We start from the raw sequence: 18,704 nt of genomic DNA, 5'->3' as shown, positions 1-18,704 counted from the left end.
AGAGTAGCAACGTTCCGAACTGCAAACAGGACAGCAGCACTATGTCACTTAGGGAATGGTTAATTGCCATAGGTACCCTGGTTATTCTTGGAATCGTCATTGACGGTGTTCGGCGGATGCGCCGCGCCCGTAAGGAATCCATGGCAATCTCCTCGGGAATGGGGGCGGATGATCTCAAAGATTCACCGCTGGACGATGATTACAATCCCGAACTCCCCAACGGTGGAGCTCGAACCGTATCCAGGGGCACCCTCGAAGAGCGCGGTTACCTTAAGCGGGACACATCTGAACATTTCGGCAGTTCGGATGACGACGACGTTACGCTCGAGTCGGGTTGGGGCGCTACTGACGACAGCGTTGACGACGGCGTCCTGGGCGAGGCCAGAGTTGTGAATAGCCGAGCAGAGCGCGCTTCGGAACCCGTGCCAGATGAGGCGCCGGATGCTTACGATGCGGAAGCCTCTCCTCCCCGGGTATCTGAGGTCCAACATAAGCCAGAACCCAAGCAGGCGCCCAAACCCAAACCCGAACCAGAGCCCGTGGCCGCTGCGAGAACTCAAGTGAATGAGCCACCGGTGGTGACCACCGAGGTAGAGGAGGACACCGCGCGTCGGGAAGCGGCACCCAGCCCGCGCAAGAATCAACCTCTGGCCGGCGCTAATCGCCCGGAAGCCCGGGAAGTGCTGGTGATTAACGTGTTGGCCCGTAACGGAGAGCAGTTCCCGGGAACGACCCTGAAAAAGCTGTTCGAGGCCTGTGGTCTTGAATATGGTGACATGGACATCTACCACCGCCATGAAGGCGCTGACACCACCACACCCGTTCAGTTCAGTGTTGCCAACGCGGTAGAGCCAGGAACCTTCCGGCCCCAGGACATGCCGACCATGAGCACCCCCGGGATCAGTTTCTTCATGAGCCTGCCTGGGCCCTCCAATGCCATGCAGGCATTCGAATTCATGCTCGAAACAGCTCAATGCGTTGTACGGAATATGGGCGGTGAACTGAAAGATGAGCGCCGCAGCGTAATGACTCCCCAGACGATTGAGCATTGCCGGCAGCGTATCCGTGAATTTGAACGTAAACAGCGTTCCCATCGGGTATAACATTTAATCAGGACAAGCGATCCGATGAGCCAGGTTTCTGCAGATATCCGGCAGCGCGTGGAGCAGTTGCGCGCAGCCCTGGACGATCATAACTACTACTATTACGTTCTTGATGACCCCAGGATACCCGACGCCGAATACGATCGGTTGTTCCGGGAACTTCAGTCCCTGGAATCAGACTACCCGGAACTTGCTTCGGACAACTCGCCCACCCGGCGCGTTGGCAGCGCCGCGGAAACCAGTTTTGCAGAAATTACCCATCGTTTGCCCATGCTGTCTCTGGACAATGCGTTCAGTGACGATGAGTTGCGCGATTTTGATCGCCGTGTGCGGGATCGACTGGCAACCGAAGACCTGGTGGAGTATGTCTGCGAGCCCAAACTTGATGGTCTTGCAGTCAGCCTGCATTATGAGCAGGGCGTACTGACGCGGGCGGCCACCCGCGGTGACGGCTATACCGGTGAGGATATCACCGCCAACATCCGCACCATTCCGTCGGTCCCCCTGACCTTACGGGGCGACAACTTCCCGGACCTGGTGGAGGTTCGGGGCGAGGTCTATATGCCCAAGGCCGGGTTCGAGCAACTGAACCAGCGGCTTGCCGAGCAAGGCGAAAAGACCTTTGTAAACCCCAGGAACGCCGCTGCCGGCAGCCTGCGCCAGAAGAAATCAACAGTCACCGCCAAGCGCCCCTTGGAGCTTTGCGCCTACAGCATGGCGGTCACCGACCAAAGCCTGCTGCCTGATACCCACTGGGACAGCCTGCAGCGGGTTCGCAGCTGGGGATTCCGCATCAACCCGGAAATGCGTAAAGCCGTGGGAGTTGATGCCTGCCTTGAGGCTTACCAGGAGCTGATGGCCAAGCGCGACACCCTGCCATACGAAATAGACGGCATTGTGTTCAAGGTGAATCGACTTGATCTGCAACAGCAGCTGGGTTTTGTGTCCAGGGCGCCCCGGTGGGCCATTGCCCACAAATTCCCCGCCCAGGAAGAGCTCACCGTTATCGAAGATGTGGAGTTTCAGGTAGGCAGAACAGGAGCCGTCACGCCGGTTGCCCGGCTCAAGCCGGTGTTTGTGGGTGGCGTGACTGTCTCCAACGCGACACTCCACAACATGGACGAGATTCGCCGGCTGGATGTGCACATCGGCGATACGGTGTTCATCCGCCGGGCCGGAGACGTCATTCCGCAAGTGGTGAAGGTGGTCCCGGAAAAACGCCCTGAGGGCGCAACTGAAGTGGTCATGCCCAGCCATTGCCCGGTCTGTGATTCGGATATCGTCCAGATAGAAGGGGAAGCTGTCGCCCGTTGCTCTGGCGGTCTGTTCTGCCCGGCCCAGCGCAAGGAAGCCATCCGCCACTATGCTTCTCGCAAGGCCATGGACATCGAAGGGTTGGGCGACCGGCTTATTGAAGTTCTGGTGGATGAAGGCATGGTCACTACCGTGGCGGACCTGTACCGGCTAACCCGGTTTCAACTGGCCAGCCTGGAGCGGATGGGGGACAAATCGGCCGCCAATCTGATTGCCGCGATTGACCGCTCCCGTCAGCCGGTGTTGTGGCGTTTCCTGTATGCACTGGGTATTCGGGAAGTCGGAGAGGCCACCGCCAAGGCGCTTGCCTCTCATTTCGGCACGCTGGAAGCCGTGTCCGAGGCAGAGGAGGAGGCTCTGCAGGCCGTGCCTGATGTTGGGCCGATCGTGGCTGGCCATATCCGTAGTTTCTTCGACCAACCCCACAACCAGGAAACCCTGCAGGCCCTGAAAGACGCAGGCGTGACCTGGCAGGAAGAACAGGTTGTCCCGGCCGAAGCTCAACCGCTGGCCGGCGAAACCTGGGTACTGACCGGCACCCTGTCGCAGATGACCCGGGACCAGGCGAAGGAAAAGCTGGAGAAGCTGGGGGCCAAGGTTGCCGGCAGCGTTTCGAAGAAAACCGCCTGTGTGGTGGCCGGTGAGGCTGCTGGCTCCAAACTGGCCAAGGCGGAACAACTGGGAGTGCCTGTCCTGGATGAAGACGGGCTTTTCGCGTTATTGAAAGAACATGGTGTGGCAGGCTGATACGGGCCCGGCAGGTGAATCTGAGAACTCGCGCAGATCCGGCAGGGCACAAATTGGCTACCATGGCGTTGATCTGTAACGGTGTGTAAACCGGGAGCTTAAATCCCCGGTGGCACCGCCATAACAACAACGTCATGAAACGGATTTTTGCATGCGCGCCGATCTGCTCCCTCGCACCTTCTTTTCTGGCCGGCTCCTGGGTCTGGCCCTGATCGTACTGGCGTCTGCCGGCTGTAAAACCGAGAAGGACCCCGACCAGCCCACGCTGCTTGGCGCGCCGCCCACCAACGCCTACCTGGGTGTGGAGTATTACTACAACTGGGGCGCCTATGGCGGCGAAAGTATTCTCGATTACTCACTGACGAACGCGCCGTCCTGGCTCGCGCTGGAAGATACCAGCAACAAAGCCCGGCAGGGCATCATCATGCGCGGTGTTCCGGGTCTTTCCGGTGGGGCGAGAGGTGAAGCCGACCTGGGCCGAAACGACAATATCGATATCGTCACCACCGATGGCCGCATGGCTGGGTTCCAGCCCTTTGATATCGAGGTCAAACGGAACGTAGTGTCGCTGGAAGCGCCGGCGTTCACTGAGGGCGAAAGCCCGGAAATACCCGACAGCTCCCGAACCCGGTGCGAACTGCCAGCACTGGACGTTGTCGGGGAGCATAACTATGAGATTGACCTGTACAACGACGATGGCTCGTTCAAGGAGACCAAGGCAGTCACCTCGCCAACCCATCGTGTCTTCGCAAAGGTTCTTTTGGACCAACCTTCGGTGACACAGGTATCGATCGCGTTCGAGCTGCGTTCCGAGTTCGATGAGAATAACTGCGACGATGAGCAAACTCCCTCGCACCAGAGGTGCGAATACAGCAGTGATAACCTCGGCCGTGCCATCATCGGTAACGACATTGTGGCCCGGGGCAGCAACAGCGCGTTCCCGGTAGACGAGCAGGGCGAGGAACTCACGTACATTGAGTATTACGAGAATGACGCCGGCATTCTGGACAGAGGGTTGATTATCCTCGAGCCGGGTATTACCGAGTGCTACATTCCACTGGAAGTCATCGACGACACCATTCCTGAACCCTCAGAACTGGCGCAGCTTCATCTAACGGAAGTGCGCACGGGCATAGCTTCCCTCGGCGCTTCAAACAATGGTGTGCGCACCAACCTGACCATTCAAGACAATGAACCGGTGGTGGCCATCGAAACCCTGAAAGGCGGCCAGAGGGATACTCTCAACACCGGAGCAGCAAGGCAGTATCGCGCCACGCTGTCTGGTGATCGGGCAGACACGGTCATGGTGCGTTTGACGCATGCCCAGGGTTCCACGGCCCGGCTTGGAACCGAGTTTGTCATCGAGCAGGACGGGGTTGAGAACAATACCTTGAGCTTCCCCGTTGGTCAGGATGAGTTGCTTTTCGATGTTCGTGCCAGTGAGAGTTATTCAGCGCCGGAGGACCTGCACGACCGGCTTGCGAACCTGGCGGTGGACAGCCGGTTCCAGGCTGGCCGGGAGAATTACGCCAGAGGGGCCAGCGATAGCCTGCTCAGGCTCAGTTTCAATCGCCTGGAATCGCCTGTTGTCTGGGACGACGGGTTTGTGCCGACGGACTTTGCCATCGGCCATGGCGGTCGGTACTTTGTGGCTGGGACTCAAAACGGCCAGGTTCAGGTGCGCATTCATGACCAGACGGGAGCCTTGCTGGGCGATCCTTTGGTTGTTGCCGGTCTTGCGGATGTCTCAGCACGCCCTGACGTATTCGTGGATGTGGCGGAGCGCCGAGTGACTGAGGACACGGTCAGGGTCACCCGATATGAAATGGCCGTGGCATTCACTACTGACGAGCTGATCGGCTCCGGCGATGCCGGGGCCGGCAATAATGTGATTGTCGGTGTTTATCGACTCAGCGAGGGCGAGTACCAGTTGCGCTGGGATGACCTGCTCCGGATGGGCACCTCCGGTCAGGACCGTGTTCGGTGGGTAGGCCTCCACCCGGGCAGTGGCTACGTTGCAATTGCTGGCGAAACCGACGGCGTCTGGAGTGGCGAGTCGTCCGCTGGTGGTATCGACGCATTCCTGACCAGAATCGATACCATACCCGATGGCGATACGCTGGTACCAACAGTCGCCTGGACACGACAGGTAGGCTCTGGTGGTGATGATAATGTGGTCGGCGGCAGTGTCGCTGCTCTCAGTCCGCTACTGTTTGGCTTTGCCCCATCATCGATCGACGGTACGGCGGTTACTGGTCCCTTCTTCTTCAGTGGCAGTGCTGCTGGAGCTGTGTCGGTTTATCAGGTTGGTGAGGAGTCTGCTGAGGTTCTGCGACACGGGTTTTATGGCGATGGCAGTGCCTGGCTGATCGGTGACGGGCCGTTTGAGTATCGGGTGGACGTGAATGAAGATGACGATGCCGAACTGATACGCACGCGCAAGAACAGCCGGGCCGGATTCGCTCTCGGTTACAGCACTTCCGGTGCCATAGGTACTGCGCTGTCGGCCAATGATCAAAATGACACTGCCCCCGTAGAGCTTAGCCAGGGCCTGCTGTTCAACGGCGATATCGTTATTGCTGGTTCCACCGATGGGGTTTTCGCTGGCGAGTCCGGGGCCCCGTCAACCCGTCATGGTATCCTGGCAAGGCTGAATCGCGGAGATGAAGAGGCGGCATATCGGAGCTGGCGTACTCAGCCTGAGGTTGAGGGCTTGAGTGTGTTAAGGCTGAAAAACTACCGAGATGATGAAATTACCGCCTTGGTGGATCGGGATGGTGACCTGGAGATTCGTCTGTTTGGCCCGGAGGGAGGGGCTTTGACCTCTACCGGTCCGTAAAGGCTCGGATGGGCGTGATCAGACTGCCCCTTCGTGCCGGCTGGCACTGGCATAAAGCTTCAGGTAGTCGGTGCTGGTCACAATGCCTGATGGTTGACCTTTCGCGTCAACGATCAGTGCCGCATTCAATTGGTGTGCAAGCATAAGCCGCGCGAGCTGGTGCGCGTCGGTTTCCGGAGAGGCGGTCAGGAACGCTGGCAGCTCAACCTGAGACAGGCTCTGATTTACCGCTTGCGGTGGGTTGTCGTGTAGCCAGGATAGCAGCCAGCGCAGGTCAATAAGGCCTGCAACGTTTTGCTCGGCCAGGATGACCAGGTGGTGCACGCCGTTGTCTTCCATGCTGGACATTGCCTCACCCATGGAGGCCGTGGCTGGCACCGAATACAGTGCGGGAGAGCAAATAGCGGAAACCGGCAGGTACAAGCGCTCTTCCCTCCGCTCTCCTGCTGCTGCCGTGCCATATTCCTGCAGCGCACGGTGTCGACCGCTGTTAGCGGCCTGCTGAAACTCTGCGTCTGTTGCCTCGCTGTGACCCGGTGAAATCGCACCGGACTCAGTCAGCTCGGTGACGTCGCCAACGCGACGGCTTCGCAAGGCTTCCGGCAGCCGGGTGCCGATGGGTCGCCCAGGCTCACTGACGTGAATAGACATTCCAGTACCTCTCCGATTTGACTGCTGCAACTCCCCAATGCAGAGCAGCTACGCTAATGGTAACGGCTGAATACCAGAAAACTGTAGACCGGCTTCATTACGCCTGGGTAAGCGTCAATTTCGATAAAGCCGTCTGGTTTCCAGTCGCTTTTTCAGTGGCATCGGCAGGCAGTGAGGCTGGCCACTGATAACGTCTCCCAGATACTCTGCGAGCAGCGGCGCCCAGACCAGGCCTTTGCTGCCCAGGCCGGTTAGCAGATACAGGTCTTCCAGGTGATTCCCTTCGGTATCCAGCATGATCCCGGCCACAGGCAGGTAATCGTGGGTGGTACAACGAAAGGCTACTCGCCCTTTTAGCTGATCCGGGTCAGGCAGCCCCCCCTTGGAGACAGAGGGCAGTGTACGCTGCAGTTCTTCAAGATTCTCCTGGTGACCGGCTAGAGTAGGGTGCGGGGTATTATCTTTTAAGTCGAAGGTTGCTCCGGTGACGGCGCTGCCACCGTGAACGGGATTCAGGTACTTGGTCCCGCAGATGACGGCTTCGGGTAGATTGAAGTCTGATTCCGGCAGTTCGGTAATCTGCCCTCTGATCGATTTCAGGCGGAGTTCATCCGCAACAGGTACTAACGCGGCGCTGTCGTGACCTCCGGCAATAATCACAGCGTCTGCACGGCAATCTTCTCCGGAGTGGCTACGAATACACCATTGATTGTTGCACGGCAGAAGGCTGGCGACCTGGTAACCGAACCGTGTTTCAATCATGGGGTGCTCTGCAAGTTGCTGGCATGCCTGCGCAGGCTCAAGCCAGCCAGAACCGGGAAACCAGAGGCCACCGGTATTAACGGGAATGCCTGCCAGTTCGCTCGCCCGGGTTGCATCCACAGATTCCAGCAATTCCTCCGGATAATCATTGCGATCGCAGAAACGCTGCTGACGACTGGCTTCCTGATCATCGGTTGCCAGTTGCAGCAGTCCTGTTGGGTGCCAGAACTGGTTTTGCCAGGGGCGGTAGAAACGTTGGCTGAAGCTGAGGGCGGTGGCGGCAAGCTCAGTCTGGGTGTTGTACTCCACGCCAAGTTTCACGTAGAGGGCGCCTTGGGGGTTGCCTGATGCCGCTGAGCCGGCGTGGGGAGCCTGGTCGAGCAGCAGCACTCGAGTGCCACGGTCCGCCAGGTTGCGGGCAAGCAGGGTTCCCGCAATCCCGGCACCGATAATGGCGACGATGCCCGCTCTCTGAGGTTGCCCGGACACCTTCCCCGATGCGTAAACGCCCGCAAGCATTTCTCGCTTTCGGCCAAAACCGGGCACTTTGGCGATCTCGAAACCCGCGTCGGCCAGGCTGCGTCGCACTCGGCCAACGGCGGTAAAGGTAGCCAGTGTGGTTCCGGGTTTGCTGTGACCAGTGATCAATGAAATGGCATCGTCCAGCCACATGCCCGGGTTCAACGACGGAGCGAAACCGTCGAGAAACCAGGCGTCAGCAGTAAATGTGAGATCCTTCCAGGCGTCGAGGATATCGCCAAAATACAAGGTGAGCCGCACCCGGCCACCGGCCAGTACCAACCGGTGGGTGCCCTTGATCAATGGCGGGTAAGATTCAATCAACTCCGCCGCCTGCGGCTGGAGCTCTGGCCAGTAAGACAGCGCTTTCTCCAGATCCTGGCGGCGCAGGGGAAATCGTTCCACCGAGACAAAGTGCAGGATGGCATTATCCGGGGCCGGTCGCTGCTTCGACCATTCGGCCCATGCGGCGAGAAAGTTCAGTCCTGTACCAAAACCGGTTTCTGCAATGACAAAGTGGCCGGTCTCTGGCACCTGTCGGAAACGATCTGGTAATTCGTTATGACCGATAAAAACGTATCGGGTTTCTGCCAGGCCGTTGTCCCTGCTGAAATATACGTCTCCAAACCGGGTGGATTCGGGCACGCCGTCGCGCCAGACAAGTTCTGCCGGCTCCATGGCCGGCGGCAGGCAGGGGGAAAGCATGGTGCTCAGTCTTCAGTGTTAACCAGAGTCACTTTCTCGATCACGACGGCCTGAACCGGAACATCCGCCATGCCCTGGCGATGTCCGGTTTGGACGCCGGCAATCTTGTCGATCACGCCCATGCCTTCGGTGACCTTGCCAAAGACCGCGTAGCCTGCACCTCGCACTCCAGCGTTCAGGAAATCGTTTTTGGCGACGTTAACAAAGAACTGAGAGGTTGCAGAGTTCGGGGAGCTGGTGCGGGCCATGGCCACGGTGCCCCGGAGATTGGGCAGGGTTGCGGTGGCCTCGTTGACGATGGGGTTTTTGGTCTGTTTGCGGGCCATGGTTTCGGTAAACCCGCCGCCCTGGATCATGAAGCCGGGAATTACCCGGTGAAAAATCGTGCCGTCATAGAACCCGTCTTCGACGTACGAAAGGAAATTCTCCACGGTTTTCGGGGCTACGTCAGGGCGCAGCTCAAGCTCAAAGGCCCCTTCAGAGGTGACAAAGCGAACCTTCGGCAGTTCTTCGGCCTGAATCGGGGTGGTCAGCATCACGGCAAGGATTGCGGCAAACAGGACTGACATCACAGTTGATGTGGGTTTTACGATATTTGTCATTTCAGAAGCTCTCACAGTTTCAGTTGTTATCGGGAATCCTGAGATAATCCGGACAGAACAAAATTAGCGAAGATCTTAACAGATCCTTACCTGAATAAGTGCAAATCAGAACAGCGTAGGCGAGGTGATTGGACTACGCTTTAACCATTATCAATACCGGGCCGGGTTGTACGGTGATCACTGTGAATGCGGGAGGAGTCGAGTGAGAATCCGTAAGGGGTTTGAAGAGAAGTCCCGGCTTGGCCGGTTGTTGGTCAATCGTGGTTATTTGTCGGAAGGGCAGTTGGACCAGGCGTTGCTGTTGCAGCGGGAAACCGGGCAGCGCCTGGGCGAGGTGTTGATTGCCTCTGGCTGGGTGACTGACAAAGAACTGCATCGTGTGCTCAAGCACCAGGCCCGGTATCGCAATGCGGCAGCGCTGGTTACCATGGTGACACTGCCGTTTCAGCCGTTGGTGTCGCTGGCGGCCGGCAATACCAGTGCTGCATCCATGCCTGCACAAGCAGGTGAGTTATATGAAGGGGGCGGCTTTGCGCCTCTGTCTGAAAGCGATATGGCCGGCGTAACAGCTCAAAGCAGTGTGGGTTTGTTGGCGCGTATCGAAACGGTTTCCGCAATGCCGGGAAATGCTGTCGGTGGTGTCGATGATCCGGAGCTCGCCGGACTGGACTCAGTAGAGGGAATCAAACTCGCAGCCAACATTTTTGTGCCAATGCTCAGTTTCCTGGATTCCGATCTGACCATCTCTGGTGTTCACTACCGGGAGGGCGAGCCACGGTATTCCATTCGAGAGGATGGCGCCTTGAGGCTGGCGTTCCCTGAGCGGATTGAGGAGATCCGTATGGATAATATCCGGGTGAGCGGCAACCAGGCCCCTTCCATGGGCAACGTCAGTATTCACAACATACAGTTCCATCCGGATTCCCAGATGACGATCTACACCCGTTAATGCGGTTAAGGTGATTCTGACGAAAAACGCCCGGACAGCTCATCCGGGCGTTTTTGTTTGCCGGCTCGGTCAGGCGCTGGCCAGAATATTGCCGCTGGATACGCTGGTTTGCTCGCCCTTGGCACCGTATAGCTTCTGCTGGGCAGAGGCGCCACGGAAAATGTCGGTGAGCCTGGTCAGGCGCTTCTGGAGGTGCCCGACAACACGACCGTTGTTCTGGTTCAGCTCCTGGCAGGCACGTAGGCGCCCATCGGCGGTTTTCCAGAGCTGGTAGAGGTCTTCCATGCCACCGGCGCGGATAAACCTGGAGGGTTCGCCGGCATCCGGGCGATACCCCATGCTGACAAGAAGGCGAATCTTTTGTTTTGCACGCTCCCGTATATCAGCCAGAACGCCGTTCTTCTCAACGGTGACTTCCTGAAGCAGTTTTATGTCTGAGGAGGCCAGGAGTTGTTTTTCCCGGTTTAGAAGGTCCGCCAGTGTTTCCAGCTGGCGGATGTCTTCTGAGAGAAGGGTCTTCAATTCATCGATTGCAGCCATGTTTTACTCACCCGAAAATGCTTTTATCCATCTCAAGCATTTTCTGGGCCAGTTTCTCTGCATCAATCTTGTAGGTGCCATCTTCCAGTGCGGCTCGAATCTGCGCAATGCGGTCGTCGTCCATCTCCGGGTAATCACCCAGCTTCTGTTCGAGCTGCTTCAGGTTCTTGGCCTGATTGCTGAGACTGACGTTATCACCGCGGGCAGCCGTGCTTTGAGCCTTCGCCTGTTCTCCAGCCGTGGAGGGCGTGCTCTGGTTGCCGGTTGCTTTGTCGGCCGTGGTTCTGGTGGTGTTGACCTGGCCGGGGCCAATTCCATTTAAGTCAACTGACATAAGGATACCTGCTTGCCTGTGGCCACCCTCAAAGGTGGCGAAATCGGGTTTATATCTCGTTATCGGCAGCGTTAAGCCAACCTTTAGGAAAAAACGGAAAAATTTTGCCGCCGGGCATTGGCTTGCCGTTACATGGCAATTTCCACCCGGCCCGGGGCCGTGACCGTTGCACGAACCGTGCGTGATGACTGCAGATTCTCAACCATCACTTGTTCGCCGACGCTGGCGCTTGCCAGCGCCTTGCCCCGGGAGCTGACTGCGAACGCCGAGGATTTGGCGGTGATGATAACATGATCACCCCGCTCAACGGCATTCGGCGCCTCAAGCAGATCCGGGGTGAGAAGCGACCCGGCATTGACGGGGCGCCGCACCAGCATGCCGGATATCTGTTCGGCATCTGTGAGGATACCTCTGCGGCTGGCGTTGATCTGCACCTGACTTTCCTGAACCAGCTCTGTGGTGATGCGCTCGCCCCGGGCGAGAGGCCGCGCTGCCACCAGGGCAGGGCCGTGCACTTCGACGGAGGCAGTGACATACATGCGCCATGGGCGCTCACCCACACAGGACACCATGACCGATGGTGATGTTGTCCGCAGGGGGTCGTTGGTAAATTCGGTTTCCAGAGCCTGTTCACAGGCAGCCAGGCTCAGCCTGCTGTCAATGTTGCCAATGGTGAAGATGACATCGAACTGATCCTGGCGCTGCTCCTCGGCCCAGGCCTCAAGAAAACCGGCTGCGGCATCCCGTATCTCGCTTGCGGTGGTGGCCGCTGCGACGGTATTCAGGCTAAGGCTGTATAGGCAAAATGTCGCTAAAAAGATGGTTCGCATCTGCACTGCTTTGTCCTATGCTGTCAGTTAGGCCTATTTATGCGAGTTCCGTTAAGGAAAATGGCGTTTGGGCCGTTAACCTTGATTGGACACCGGGCGTCAATGTTTTGGTCCGGGTTCGCGTAAGCAAGTTGTTTGATAATAACTGAGCAAATTCTGTGCCGATCGTTGGCATGCCGGGAGTAGAAAGTTATGGCAGGGGTGTTGGACAGCGTTAACCAGCGTACGCAGCTGGTTGGTCAGAACCGGCTTGAGCTGTTGTTGTTCCGTTTGCGGGGGCGGCAGCTTTACGGGATTAACGTTTTTAAAGTGAAGGAGGTTCTTCAATGCCCGAAGCTGTCATCGATTCCTAACAGCCGCCAGGTGGTTAGGGGCGTGTCCCATATCCGTGGCGAGACCATCCCCATCATCGACCTGAGCATGGCCATTGGCATGGCAGGCATTCCACAGGAAGAGCTGGCAACAAGCTTTGTTATCATTACCGAGTATAACCGCAAAACTCAGGGCTTTCTGGTGACTGGCGTCGACCGGATCATGAATATGAACTGGGAAGATATCCTCCCGCCACCCAAGGGGGCTGGCAAGGATGTGTACTTGACGGCGGTCACCAAGATTGATGACAAACTTGTAGAAATCATAGATGTAGAAAAGATTCTTGCAGAAGTTTCTCCGCTCAGGGAAGATGTCACCGAAGAGCTGAAAACTCGCAGCTCGGAGCGTGTTCCCGGGCATTTGCCGGTACTGGTTGTTGATGATTCGTCTGTGGCGAGGCGCCAGATCGAACGCTGCCTGACCGCGATCGGAATGGAAGTGGTCACCAAAAATGACGGTAAACAGGCGTTGAGCTATCTCAAGGAGATCACGGGGGATGGTTCCAATGCCCGAGACCACTTGTCATTGATCATTTCCGATGTGGAAATGCCGGAAATGGACGGTTACACCCTCGTTACCAGAATTAAAGAGAATCCGGCGCTCAGCGGCATGTATGTGATGCTTCATACATCCCTGAGTGGTGTCTTTAACCAGGCGATGGTTAAGAAGGTTGGCGCAGATGATTTCATGGCGAAATTCAGCCCGGACGAACTTGCCGAGCGAGTAATGGAAATCATTGACCAGAACTGATGCCTCGGCTCATGGACTTACCCACGATAGAGATCTAATGAAAGCGGACATTACGCCTCAGGAATACGAAGCCTTCAAGACATTCCTGCAGGACGCTTGTGGCATTCTGTTGGGTGACAACAAGCAGTACCTGGTGAAGAGCCGATTACGCAGGATTCTTGAAGAAAATAATCTCAATTCGTTGGGTGAACTTCTTGATCGCCTGAAGCGTGCGGGGCGCAGCGGGTTGCGTGAGCTGGTCATTGACGCCATGACCACCAACGAAACCCTCTGGTTTCGTGACAATCACCCGTTCCGCATTCTACAGGACAAGCTGTTACCGGAATTTGCCGAACGCAACTCGTTACAGCCGCTTCGTATCTGGTCTGCCGCTTGCTCGACCGGTCAGGAACCCTACTCAGTGGGGATGGTGGTGGATGAGTTTCGGCGTAATCGGCCGGGAAAATTGCGGGACGTGAAGATTACCGCAACGGACATATCCAAAAGCGTACTGGAAGTGGCTCGGCGGGGCGAGTATGAGATGATCGCCATCGGTCGGGGGCTTTCACCTGAGCGCCAGAAACAGTTTTTCACGCCATCGGCCAATGGTGGTTGGCAGATAAAACCACAAATCAAGGCTATGGTGGAGTTTAAGGAGCTCAACCTGCTTGAGCGATATATGCTCGGCAAGTTCGACATCATCATGTGCCGAAATGTGCTGATCTATTTTTCCGCAGATCTCAAGAAAGACATCCTGACTCGATTGCACGGGGCTCTCAACCCTGGCGGCTATCTCATTCTGGGCGCCTCTGAATCCCTCAATGGCCTGCCGAATCTATACGAAATGGTTCAGTGCCACCCCGGCATCATCTACAGGAAGAAATAGCCCATGCCATTGAATGTCTGGGTGCTGGTGGCAGCCCAGGCGCTGGCCATGTGCACCGCGCCTTTCATCGTATTTATTGGCTCCATTCAGGGAAGACTGCTGGCACCTGCACCAGAGCTGGCCACATTACCGGTCGGGCTAGTGGTGGTTGGTACCGTTGTGGCTATCAAACCAGCAACCTGGTTGATGGAGAGGATAGGGCGTAAGCAGGTGATGCTAGTGGGCGCTGTTTCGGGCGTTCTTGCCGGTTTGCTGGGCGTCTACGCTTCCTGGCAGTCAGGCTTTGCCCTGATGTGTCTTGCTGCCGTTCTCGGTGGTGTGGGCCTGGCGGTGGTGCACCAGTATCGTTTTGCGGCGATGGAATCGGTTGAACCAGGGATGGCAGGCTCCGCGGCTGCAAGGGTGCTTCTCGGTGGCCTTGTTGCCGCCTGGTTGGGGCCTGAAGTGGCTGGCATGGGCAGTAGTCAGTCTGAAGCCTACCCGTTTCTGTACAGTTGGGCCGGGTTGGCCGTGGTTCAGGCCCTGGCGTTTGTCATTCTTGCGCTCGGCTACAAGGCACAGGCAGAGCGAGTACCGGAAACCGCAGTTGGCGGGGGGCGGCCACTCAGGGAGATTCTGGCAAGTCCCTTGGTGTGGACGGCAATCAGCGGTGCGGCGATTGGTTACGCGGTGATGAGCTTCATCATGACCGCCACCCCATTGAGCATGACTGAAATGGCAGGGCACGATCTGGATGCCGCAAAACGGGTTATCCAGCTACATATCATGGCTATGTACCTTCCATCTTTGATTTCTGGCTGGTTGACCAGGGTTGTTGGTATCCCTTTGATGATGGCGTTGGGCTTATTGGCGTACCTGGGCTGTATCCTGCTGGCAGCCAGCGGTATCAGTTTTCATCATTATCTTTGGGCTTTGCTGCTTCTTGGCGTAGGTTGGAATTTCCTGTTTGTTGGCGGAACAACGCTGTTGCCCCAGGGCTACGAGCAGTCTGAGCGATTCCGCGTGCAGGGCCTGAATGACATGATGGTGTTCACGGCGCAGGCAACAGCCGCATTGAGTGCCGGTGCAGTGCTGGCTTCGATTGGCTGGGCGGGCCTGCTACTGGTGGCGGTACCATTATTGGTGTTGCACAGTGTTTTGATGTCGGTTTGGTTGCTGCGGTCACGAAGAGCGACCACAAACTAGGTTTACGTCATGGATCAGCTTAATCTCAGGCACCTCTATTATTTCTGGGTCATCAGCCGTGAGGGCTCTATTGCCAAAGCCAGCGAGCTGCTCGACCTGGCGCCGCAAACCCTGAGTGGCCAGCTTGCCACTTTCGAGGAATCGGTCGGAGGGCAGTTGTTCAGCCGGGAAAGGCGGCGCTTGATCCTGACCGAGCTGGGCCAGATGGTTCAGTCCTACGCCAACGATATTTTTGCACTGACCGGCGAGCTGTCTGAAACCTTACGCCTGGCCCCTACCGATCGCCCGCTGAGGTTGGCGGCCGGGGTCTCGGCATCGATCCATAAACTCATTGCCTTTCAGTTGTTGCAGCCAGCCCTGAAGTTGAACAGGCAAGTCAACCTGGATTGCCGAACTGGCCGTGCTGAAGATTTGCTGCTCAGCCTCAAGCGTAAAGAGCTGGACGTAGTGCTGACAGATCGGATGCCTCAGGCTGAGGCGGTAAACGAACGCTTTGCCGTCCATCCACTGACGTCATCTACCATAAGTTTGTTTGCCGCGCCGGATATGGCCGAGCGCCTCCGGGACGGCTTTCCGGCCTCTCTCAATCATCAGCCGTTACTTGCCAACGCCACTGATGCGCCTTATTTCCAGAAACTGATGAACTGGCTGACCATCAGCAACGTTAGGATGGATCTGGTGGCGAGAGTGGACGACAGCGCGTTAATCAAGGTTTTCGGGCGGGAAGGGCTGGGTGTGTTTGCTGCGCCAACGGCGATCAAAGAAGAAGTCTGTCGCCAGTATCAGGTGGTGGAAATTGCTCCTGTCAAGGCGGTCACCGACCAGCTCTATGCCATTACCCGAAGCCGGAAGGTTGCCCATGAAGGTGTGCGGGCCATCTGCAGTGGTTTTGACTGATCATCGATAATACCGATGTTTTTTGCTCAATAAATCTTATTTTATCGAGGTTCATGGCGGTGCACTATGAAGCTGTGTCTGGCAACCTCTGAAGGAGTCCCGCCATGAAAACCATTCACAAGTTCCGTCTTGAGCCTGGAAAGGAGCCGACCACATTAACCCTTCGTGAGGGGTTCAAAGTGGTCAGGTGTGAGTATCTGGTCGCCCAGAAGGCGGTTTTTCTCTGGGTGCAGCAGCCTCTGAGTGTCACAGTACCTACGGTGGAGCGGCAATTCAGAGTTGCCATGTCCGGAGACCCGGTACCGGATGCGTATGAATATCTGGATACCGCGCTCGATCCCTTTGGGCCAGAGGCTTACCACGTATTTGAAGTGCCGGCCGGTGAGGGGATGGCGATTGGAAACGGCCACGAACGGTTCGGCAGCGATTCGTATGGTCAGTCCGACTGGCGTGCGAATTACGCCTCCTGACCAGGCAGATTTGATGTTGTCGTCGGGATAGCACTCTCTTTTGGCCCCTCTCAAGGGGCCGTTTTTGTTTAGATCAAACCAGGGGCAGGTGACCAGTCTTAACCCAAATCACCGTTTCCTGCTCAACAAACGGGTGGTGCTGGCTCAGGTGGGGGCTGCGCATCCAGGTGCCTGCAGGGTAACGCCCGTGTTCGTCGCAGAATTCTCCACTCAACACGAAGATTTCCTCGCCTCCGAAATGCCGGTGAGGTTGAAACATCTCATTGGCGGGCCATTTCACCAGGGCCACGTGTTCGTGTTCAAACTCATGCAATGGCATTACCTGAAGTCCACCAATACCCGGCAGCCATTCCGCGGTGTTGGTATCGACTCGAACCGTGGCCGTATCCCGTTCATCAAACTGATGCAGTTTCACCAATAAAGTGCAGCCCTGTTCGCTGAATGGCGCATGCCCGCTACCCGGTGGGTTGCGCAGGTAGGTGCCCGCGGGGTAATGGCCGGTTTCATCGGAGAAAACTCCCTCTAACACCAGGATCTCCTCGCCCTGGGGGTGTTCGTGGCGGGCAAAAGCGGAGCCCGGCAGATAACGCACCACGCTGGTCGCGTGCCCCCGTTCGGCTTCCTCCCGGGCCAGGGGTTTGCGTTCAACCCCGGCGGCGGGGCTGGCAACCCAGGGTTGCTCGGCAGTGCGAATCACCACGCGTTGGGAGAAATCCATATTCAGCATGAACGCCTCATTGGTTCGGTTATTTGATCAGCGCCTGAATGTCCCGGAATCGGGGATGCTTGCAATGCACCATCCACTCGAAGGCCACCATCTCGGTGGTGACAATCCGGGCGCCACTCTGGTGCAGGCGGTCAAGCGCCACATCCCGGTCGAAGTCGTTACGGGAGCCGGTGGCATCTGCCACCACCCAGACTTTGTAGCCGGCATCCAGTAAGCTCAGCGCCGTTTGCAGCATACATACGTGGGTTTCACAGCCGCCGATGACAATCTGCTGGCGCCCCTCGGGTAGCTGATCGATCAGACCATCCGGGCAGGCATCAAAATGATGCTTGCCCACCGTGACGTTGCACAGCTCCCGCACCGACTCAATATTCGACCCCAGCTTCTCGGGTAGCTGCTCCGTGCCAACCACTGGCACCTCCAGCAGCCCGGCGATAGTGGCCAGCAGTGTACAACGATCAGCTACTTCCGCGCCCTGGCTTATGGCCGGCATCAGGCGCTCCTGGACATCAACAAGCAGCAGCGTGGATTGTTCGGCCTTCATCAGCATGGTTATTCACTCCGGATTAATGAATCTGACTACAAGAATGAGCAATTATCCCCGATCAAACAAATTTTTCGGGAATCTAACCGGAGACAGTTGCCAAACGCCCCCAAAACCATTAAAGTTTGCGCCCTCAAATGAGCGACGACATCGCTGATTTGAAACAGTTTATTGGAGAGGTGGCCGAGTGGCTGAAGGCGCACGCCTGGAAAGTGTGTATACGTTAATAGCGTATCGAGGGTTCGAATCCCTCCCTCTCCGCCAATATGAAACCCCAGCAGCAATGCTGGGGTTTTTTATTGGCTGTGAGGGCGGGTGAGAATCCTCGCGGGTTCGACCGTAGGCTGCGTAGCAGCCGGAGGAACGTCGGAGCAAAGCGACGACGGTCCCGAAGGGGGAGAGGCCCGAAGGGCCGAATAATCCCTCCCTCTCCGCCAATATGAAACCCCAGCAGCAATGCTGGGGTTTTTTGTTTTCATGTTGTCGTTACCGCGCTAATCCAGAACGGGTGCATATTCCAGTAAATTGGTTTACTGTTCGTAACACGGATTCGATGTACCGTAACGTTTCCACACTCATGAACAGGGACAAGCATGGCGACGATCAATCCATCTCAGGAAGAGCTCCGCAAAGTTTTGCAGGAAACCCCTAAAGATCAGCCCGTCGTAATGCTGAATCTTTTACGGTTCCGTGACCGGGCTGCTTACCAGGATGACGCGCACGATTGTTCAGGCCGTGATGCCTACAAGCGGTATATGGAAGAAGCCGCAGAATGTGTTCGCACCGTTGGCGCTGAAGTGATCTGGTCAGGCCGCTCCGTGGGCTCGCTGATCGCTCCACCAGATGAGTCCTGGGATCAGGTTCTTCTGGTACGCTATCCCTCCATCAATGCCTTTCTGGCAATGATTGAAAGCCCGGAGTACAAGGGCGTGGTCAAGCACCGCACGGCGGCTCTGGAAGATTCCAGGCTGGTGGCCAATGTCGAAGGGTAGGCCCTGA

18 protein-coding genes, 1 tRNA gene and 1 other RNA gene are annotated in these 18,704 nt (G+C 57.0%); 12 read left to right on the top strand and 8 right to left on the bottom strand.

Translation table 11 applies throughout. The annotated features are described in order from the left end of the window. Nucleotides 1-41 precede the first annotated feature (41 nt). The 3 genes from zipA (at nt 42) to ABIE59_RS11805 (ending at nt 6,003) form a co-directional block, all read left to right on the top strand. Nucleotides 42-1,103: a cell division protein ZipA gene (gene zipA / locus ABIE59_RS11815; RefSeq protein ID WP_354447105.1), complete on the top strand. Its 1,062-nt coding sequence runs from the start codon at nt 42-44 to the stop codon at nt 1,101-1,103. A 24-nt stretch (nt 1,104-1,127) separates the two neighbouring features. Then, on the top strand, nt 1,128-3,164 hold the full coding sequence (gene ligA, locus ABIE59_RS11810; protein WP_354447103.1) for an NAD-dependent DNA ligase LigA: 2,037 nt from the start codon (nt 1,128-1,130) through the stop codon (nt 3,162-3,164). Nucleotides 3,165-3,315: 151 nt separating this feature from the next. Beyond that, the gene (locus tag ABIE59_RS11805) at nt 3,316-6,003 is read left to right on the top strand and encodes a hypothetical protein (protein ID WP_354447101.1); all 2,688 of its coding nucleotides are present in this window, start codon (nt 3,316-3,318) and stop codon (nt 6,001-6,003) included. 18 nt (nt 6,004-6,021) lie between these two features. On the opposite strand, the gene ABIE59_RS11800 is transcribed toward ABIE59_RS11805, so the two are convergent. The 3 genes from ABIE59_RS11800 to ABIE59_RS11790 form a co-directional block, all read right to left on the bottom strand. After that, nucleotides 6,022-6,654, bottom strand: coding sequence for a CBS domain-containing protein (locus ABIE59_RS11800; RefSeq protein ID WP_354447099.1), 633 nt, complete (start codon nt 6,652-6,654; stop codon nt 6,022-6,024). A gap of 114 nt (nt 6,655-6,768) precedes the next feature. Next, nucleotides 6,769-8,640, bottom strand: coding sequence for a bifunctional tRNA (5-methylaminomethyl-2-thiouridine)(34)-methyltransferase MnmC2/FAD-dependent 5-carboxymethylaminomethyl-2-thiouridine(34) oxidoreductase MnmC1 (mnmC, locus tag ABIE59_RS11795; RefSeq protein WP_354447097.1), 1,872 nt, complete (start codon nt 8,638-8,640; stop codon nt 6,769-6,771). A gap of 5 nt (nt 8,641-8,645) precedes the next feature. Further along, nucleotides 8,646-9,242 (bottom strand): peptidylprolyl isomerase, encoded by a 597-nt coding sequence (locus ABIE59_RS11790; RefSeq protein WP_354447095.1) that lies wholly within the window; start codon nt 9,240-9,242, stop codon nt 8,646-8,648. A 202-nt stretch (nt 9,243-9,444) separates the two neighbouring features. On the opposite strand from ABIE59_RS11790, the gene ABIE59_RS11785 reads away from it, so the two are divergent. After that, nucleotides 9,445-10,191, top strand: coding sequence for a cyclic di-GMP-binding domain-containing protein, MshE-related (locus ABIE59_RS11785; RefSeq protein ID WP_354447094.1), 747 nt, complete (start codon nt 9,445-9,447; stop codon nt 10,189-10,191). A gap of 69 nt (nt 10,192-10,260) precedes the next feature. On the opposite strand, the gene ABIE59_RS11780 is transcribed toward ABIE59_RS11785, so the two are convergent. From ABIE59_RS11780 to flgA, 3 genes are all read right to left on the bottom strand, one after another. Continuing rightward, nucleotides 10,261-10,731, bottom strand: a complete 471-nt coding sequence (locus ABIE59_RS11780; protein ID WP_354447092.1) for a flagella synthesis protein FlgN — start codon at nt 10,729-10,731, stop codon at nt 10,261-10,263. A gap of 7 nt (nt 10,732-10,738) precedes the next feature. After that, nucleotides 10,739-11,065, bottom strand: coding sequence for a flagellar biosynthesis anti-sigma factor FlgM (gene flgM, locus ABIE59_RS11775; protein WP_354447090.1), 327 nt, complete (start codon nt 11,063-11,065; stop codon nt 10,739-10,741). Between the two features lie 128 nt (nt 11,066-11,193). Continuing rightward, complete coding sequence (flgA, locus tag ABIE59_RS11770) at nt 11,194-11,895, bottom strand: flagellar basal body P-ring formation chaperone FlgA (protein WP_354447088.1); 702 nt, start codon at nt 11,893-11,895, stop codon at nt 11,194-11,196. Between the two features lie 192 nt (nt 11,896-12,087). On the opposite strand from flgA, the gene ABIE59_RS11765 reads away from it, so the two are divergent. The 5 genes from ABIE59_RS11765 to ABIE59_RS11745 all read left to right on the top strand — a co-directional run bounded on the left by ABIE59_RS11765 (nt 12,088) and on the right by ABIE59_RS11745 (nt 16,434). Then, nucleotides 12,088-13,017 (top strand): chemotaxis protein CheV, encoded by a 930-nt coding sequence (locus tag ABIE59_RS11765; RefSeq protein WP_354447086.1) that lies wholly within the window; start codon nt 12,088-12,090, stop codon nt 13,015-13,017. A 37-nt stretch (nt 13,018-13,054) separates the two neighbouring features. Then, the gene (locus ABIE59_RS11760; protein ID WP_354447084.1) at nt 13,055-13,882 is read left to right on the top strand and encodes a CheR family methyltransferase; all 828 of its coding nucleotides are present in this window, start codon (nt 13,055-13,057) and stop codon (nt 13,880-13,882) included. Nucleotides 13,883-13,885: 3 nt separating this feature from the next. Then, nucleotides 13,886-15,067: an MFS transporter gene (locus tag ABIE59_RS11755; protein ID WP_354447082.1), complete on the top strand. Its 1,182-nt coding sequence runs from the start codon at nt 13,886-13,888 to the stop codon at nt 15,065-15,067. Nucleotides 15,068-15,076: 9 nt separating this feature from the next. Beyond that, entirely contained in the window at nt 15,077-15,964 is an 888-nt protein-coding gene (locus ABIE59_RS11750; RefSeq protein ID WP_354447080.1) for a LysR family transcriptional regulator, read from the top strand. Between the two features lie 104 nt (nt 15,965-16,068). Next, entirely contained in the window at nt 16,069-16,434 is a 366-nt protein-coding gene (locus tag ABIE59_RS11745) for a DUF7352 domain-containing protein (RefSeq protein WP_354447078.1), read from the top strand. Nucleotides 16,435-16,507: 73 nt separating this feature from the next. Here ABIE59_RS11745 and ABIE59_RS11740 read toward each other — a convergent pair whose 3' ends face one another. Both ABIE59_RS11740 and ABIE59_RS11735 read right to left on the bottom strand, forming a co-directional pair. Continuing rightward, nucleotides 16,508-17,161, bottom strand: coding sequence for a cupin domain-containing protein (locus tag ABIE59_RS11740; protein ID WP_354447076.1), 654 nt, complete (start codon nt 17,159-17,161; stop codon nt 16,508-16,510). A 19-nt stretch (nt 17,162-17,180) separates the two neighbouring features. Continuing rightward, nucleotides 17,181-17,711, bottom strand: coding sequence for an isochorismatase family protein (locus ABIE59_RS11735; RefSeq protein WP_354447074.1), 531 nt, complete (start codon nt 17,709-17,711; stop codon nt 17,181-17,183). Nucleotides 17,712-17,878: 167 nt separating this feature from the next. Here ABIE59_RS11735 and ABIE59_RS11730 point away from each other — a divergent pair. From ABIE59_RS11730 to ABIE59_RS11720, 3 genes are all read left to right on the top strand, one after another. After that, nucleotides 17,879-17,969 (top strand) — tRNA-Ser (locus tag ABIE59_RS11730). Nucleotides 17,970-18,000: 31 nt separating this feature from the next. After that, nucleotides 18,001-18,142: non-coding RNA, RtT sRNA (locus ABIE59_RS11725), on the top strand. 156 nt (nt 18,143-18,298) lie between these two features. Continuing rightward, a complete protein-coding gene (locus ABIE59_RS11720) occupies nt 18,299-18,697 on the top strand; it encodes a DUF1330 domain-containing protein (RefSeq protein WP_354447072.1) in 399 nt (132 codons plus the stop codon). Nucleotides 18,698-18,704: the final 7 nt, after the last annotated feature.

The organism is Marinobacter sp. MBR-99 (assembly GCF_040547575.1).
Classification (GTDB): Bacteria; Pseudomonadota; Gammaproteobacteria; order Pseudomonadales; family Oleiphilaceae; genus Marinobacter.
Note: the sequence above shows the minus strand (reverse complement) of the source record. Positions and strands in the feature narration are given on the sequence as shown.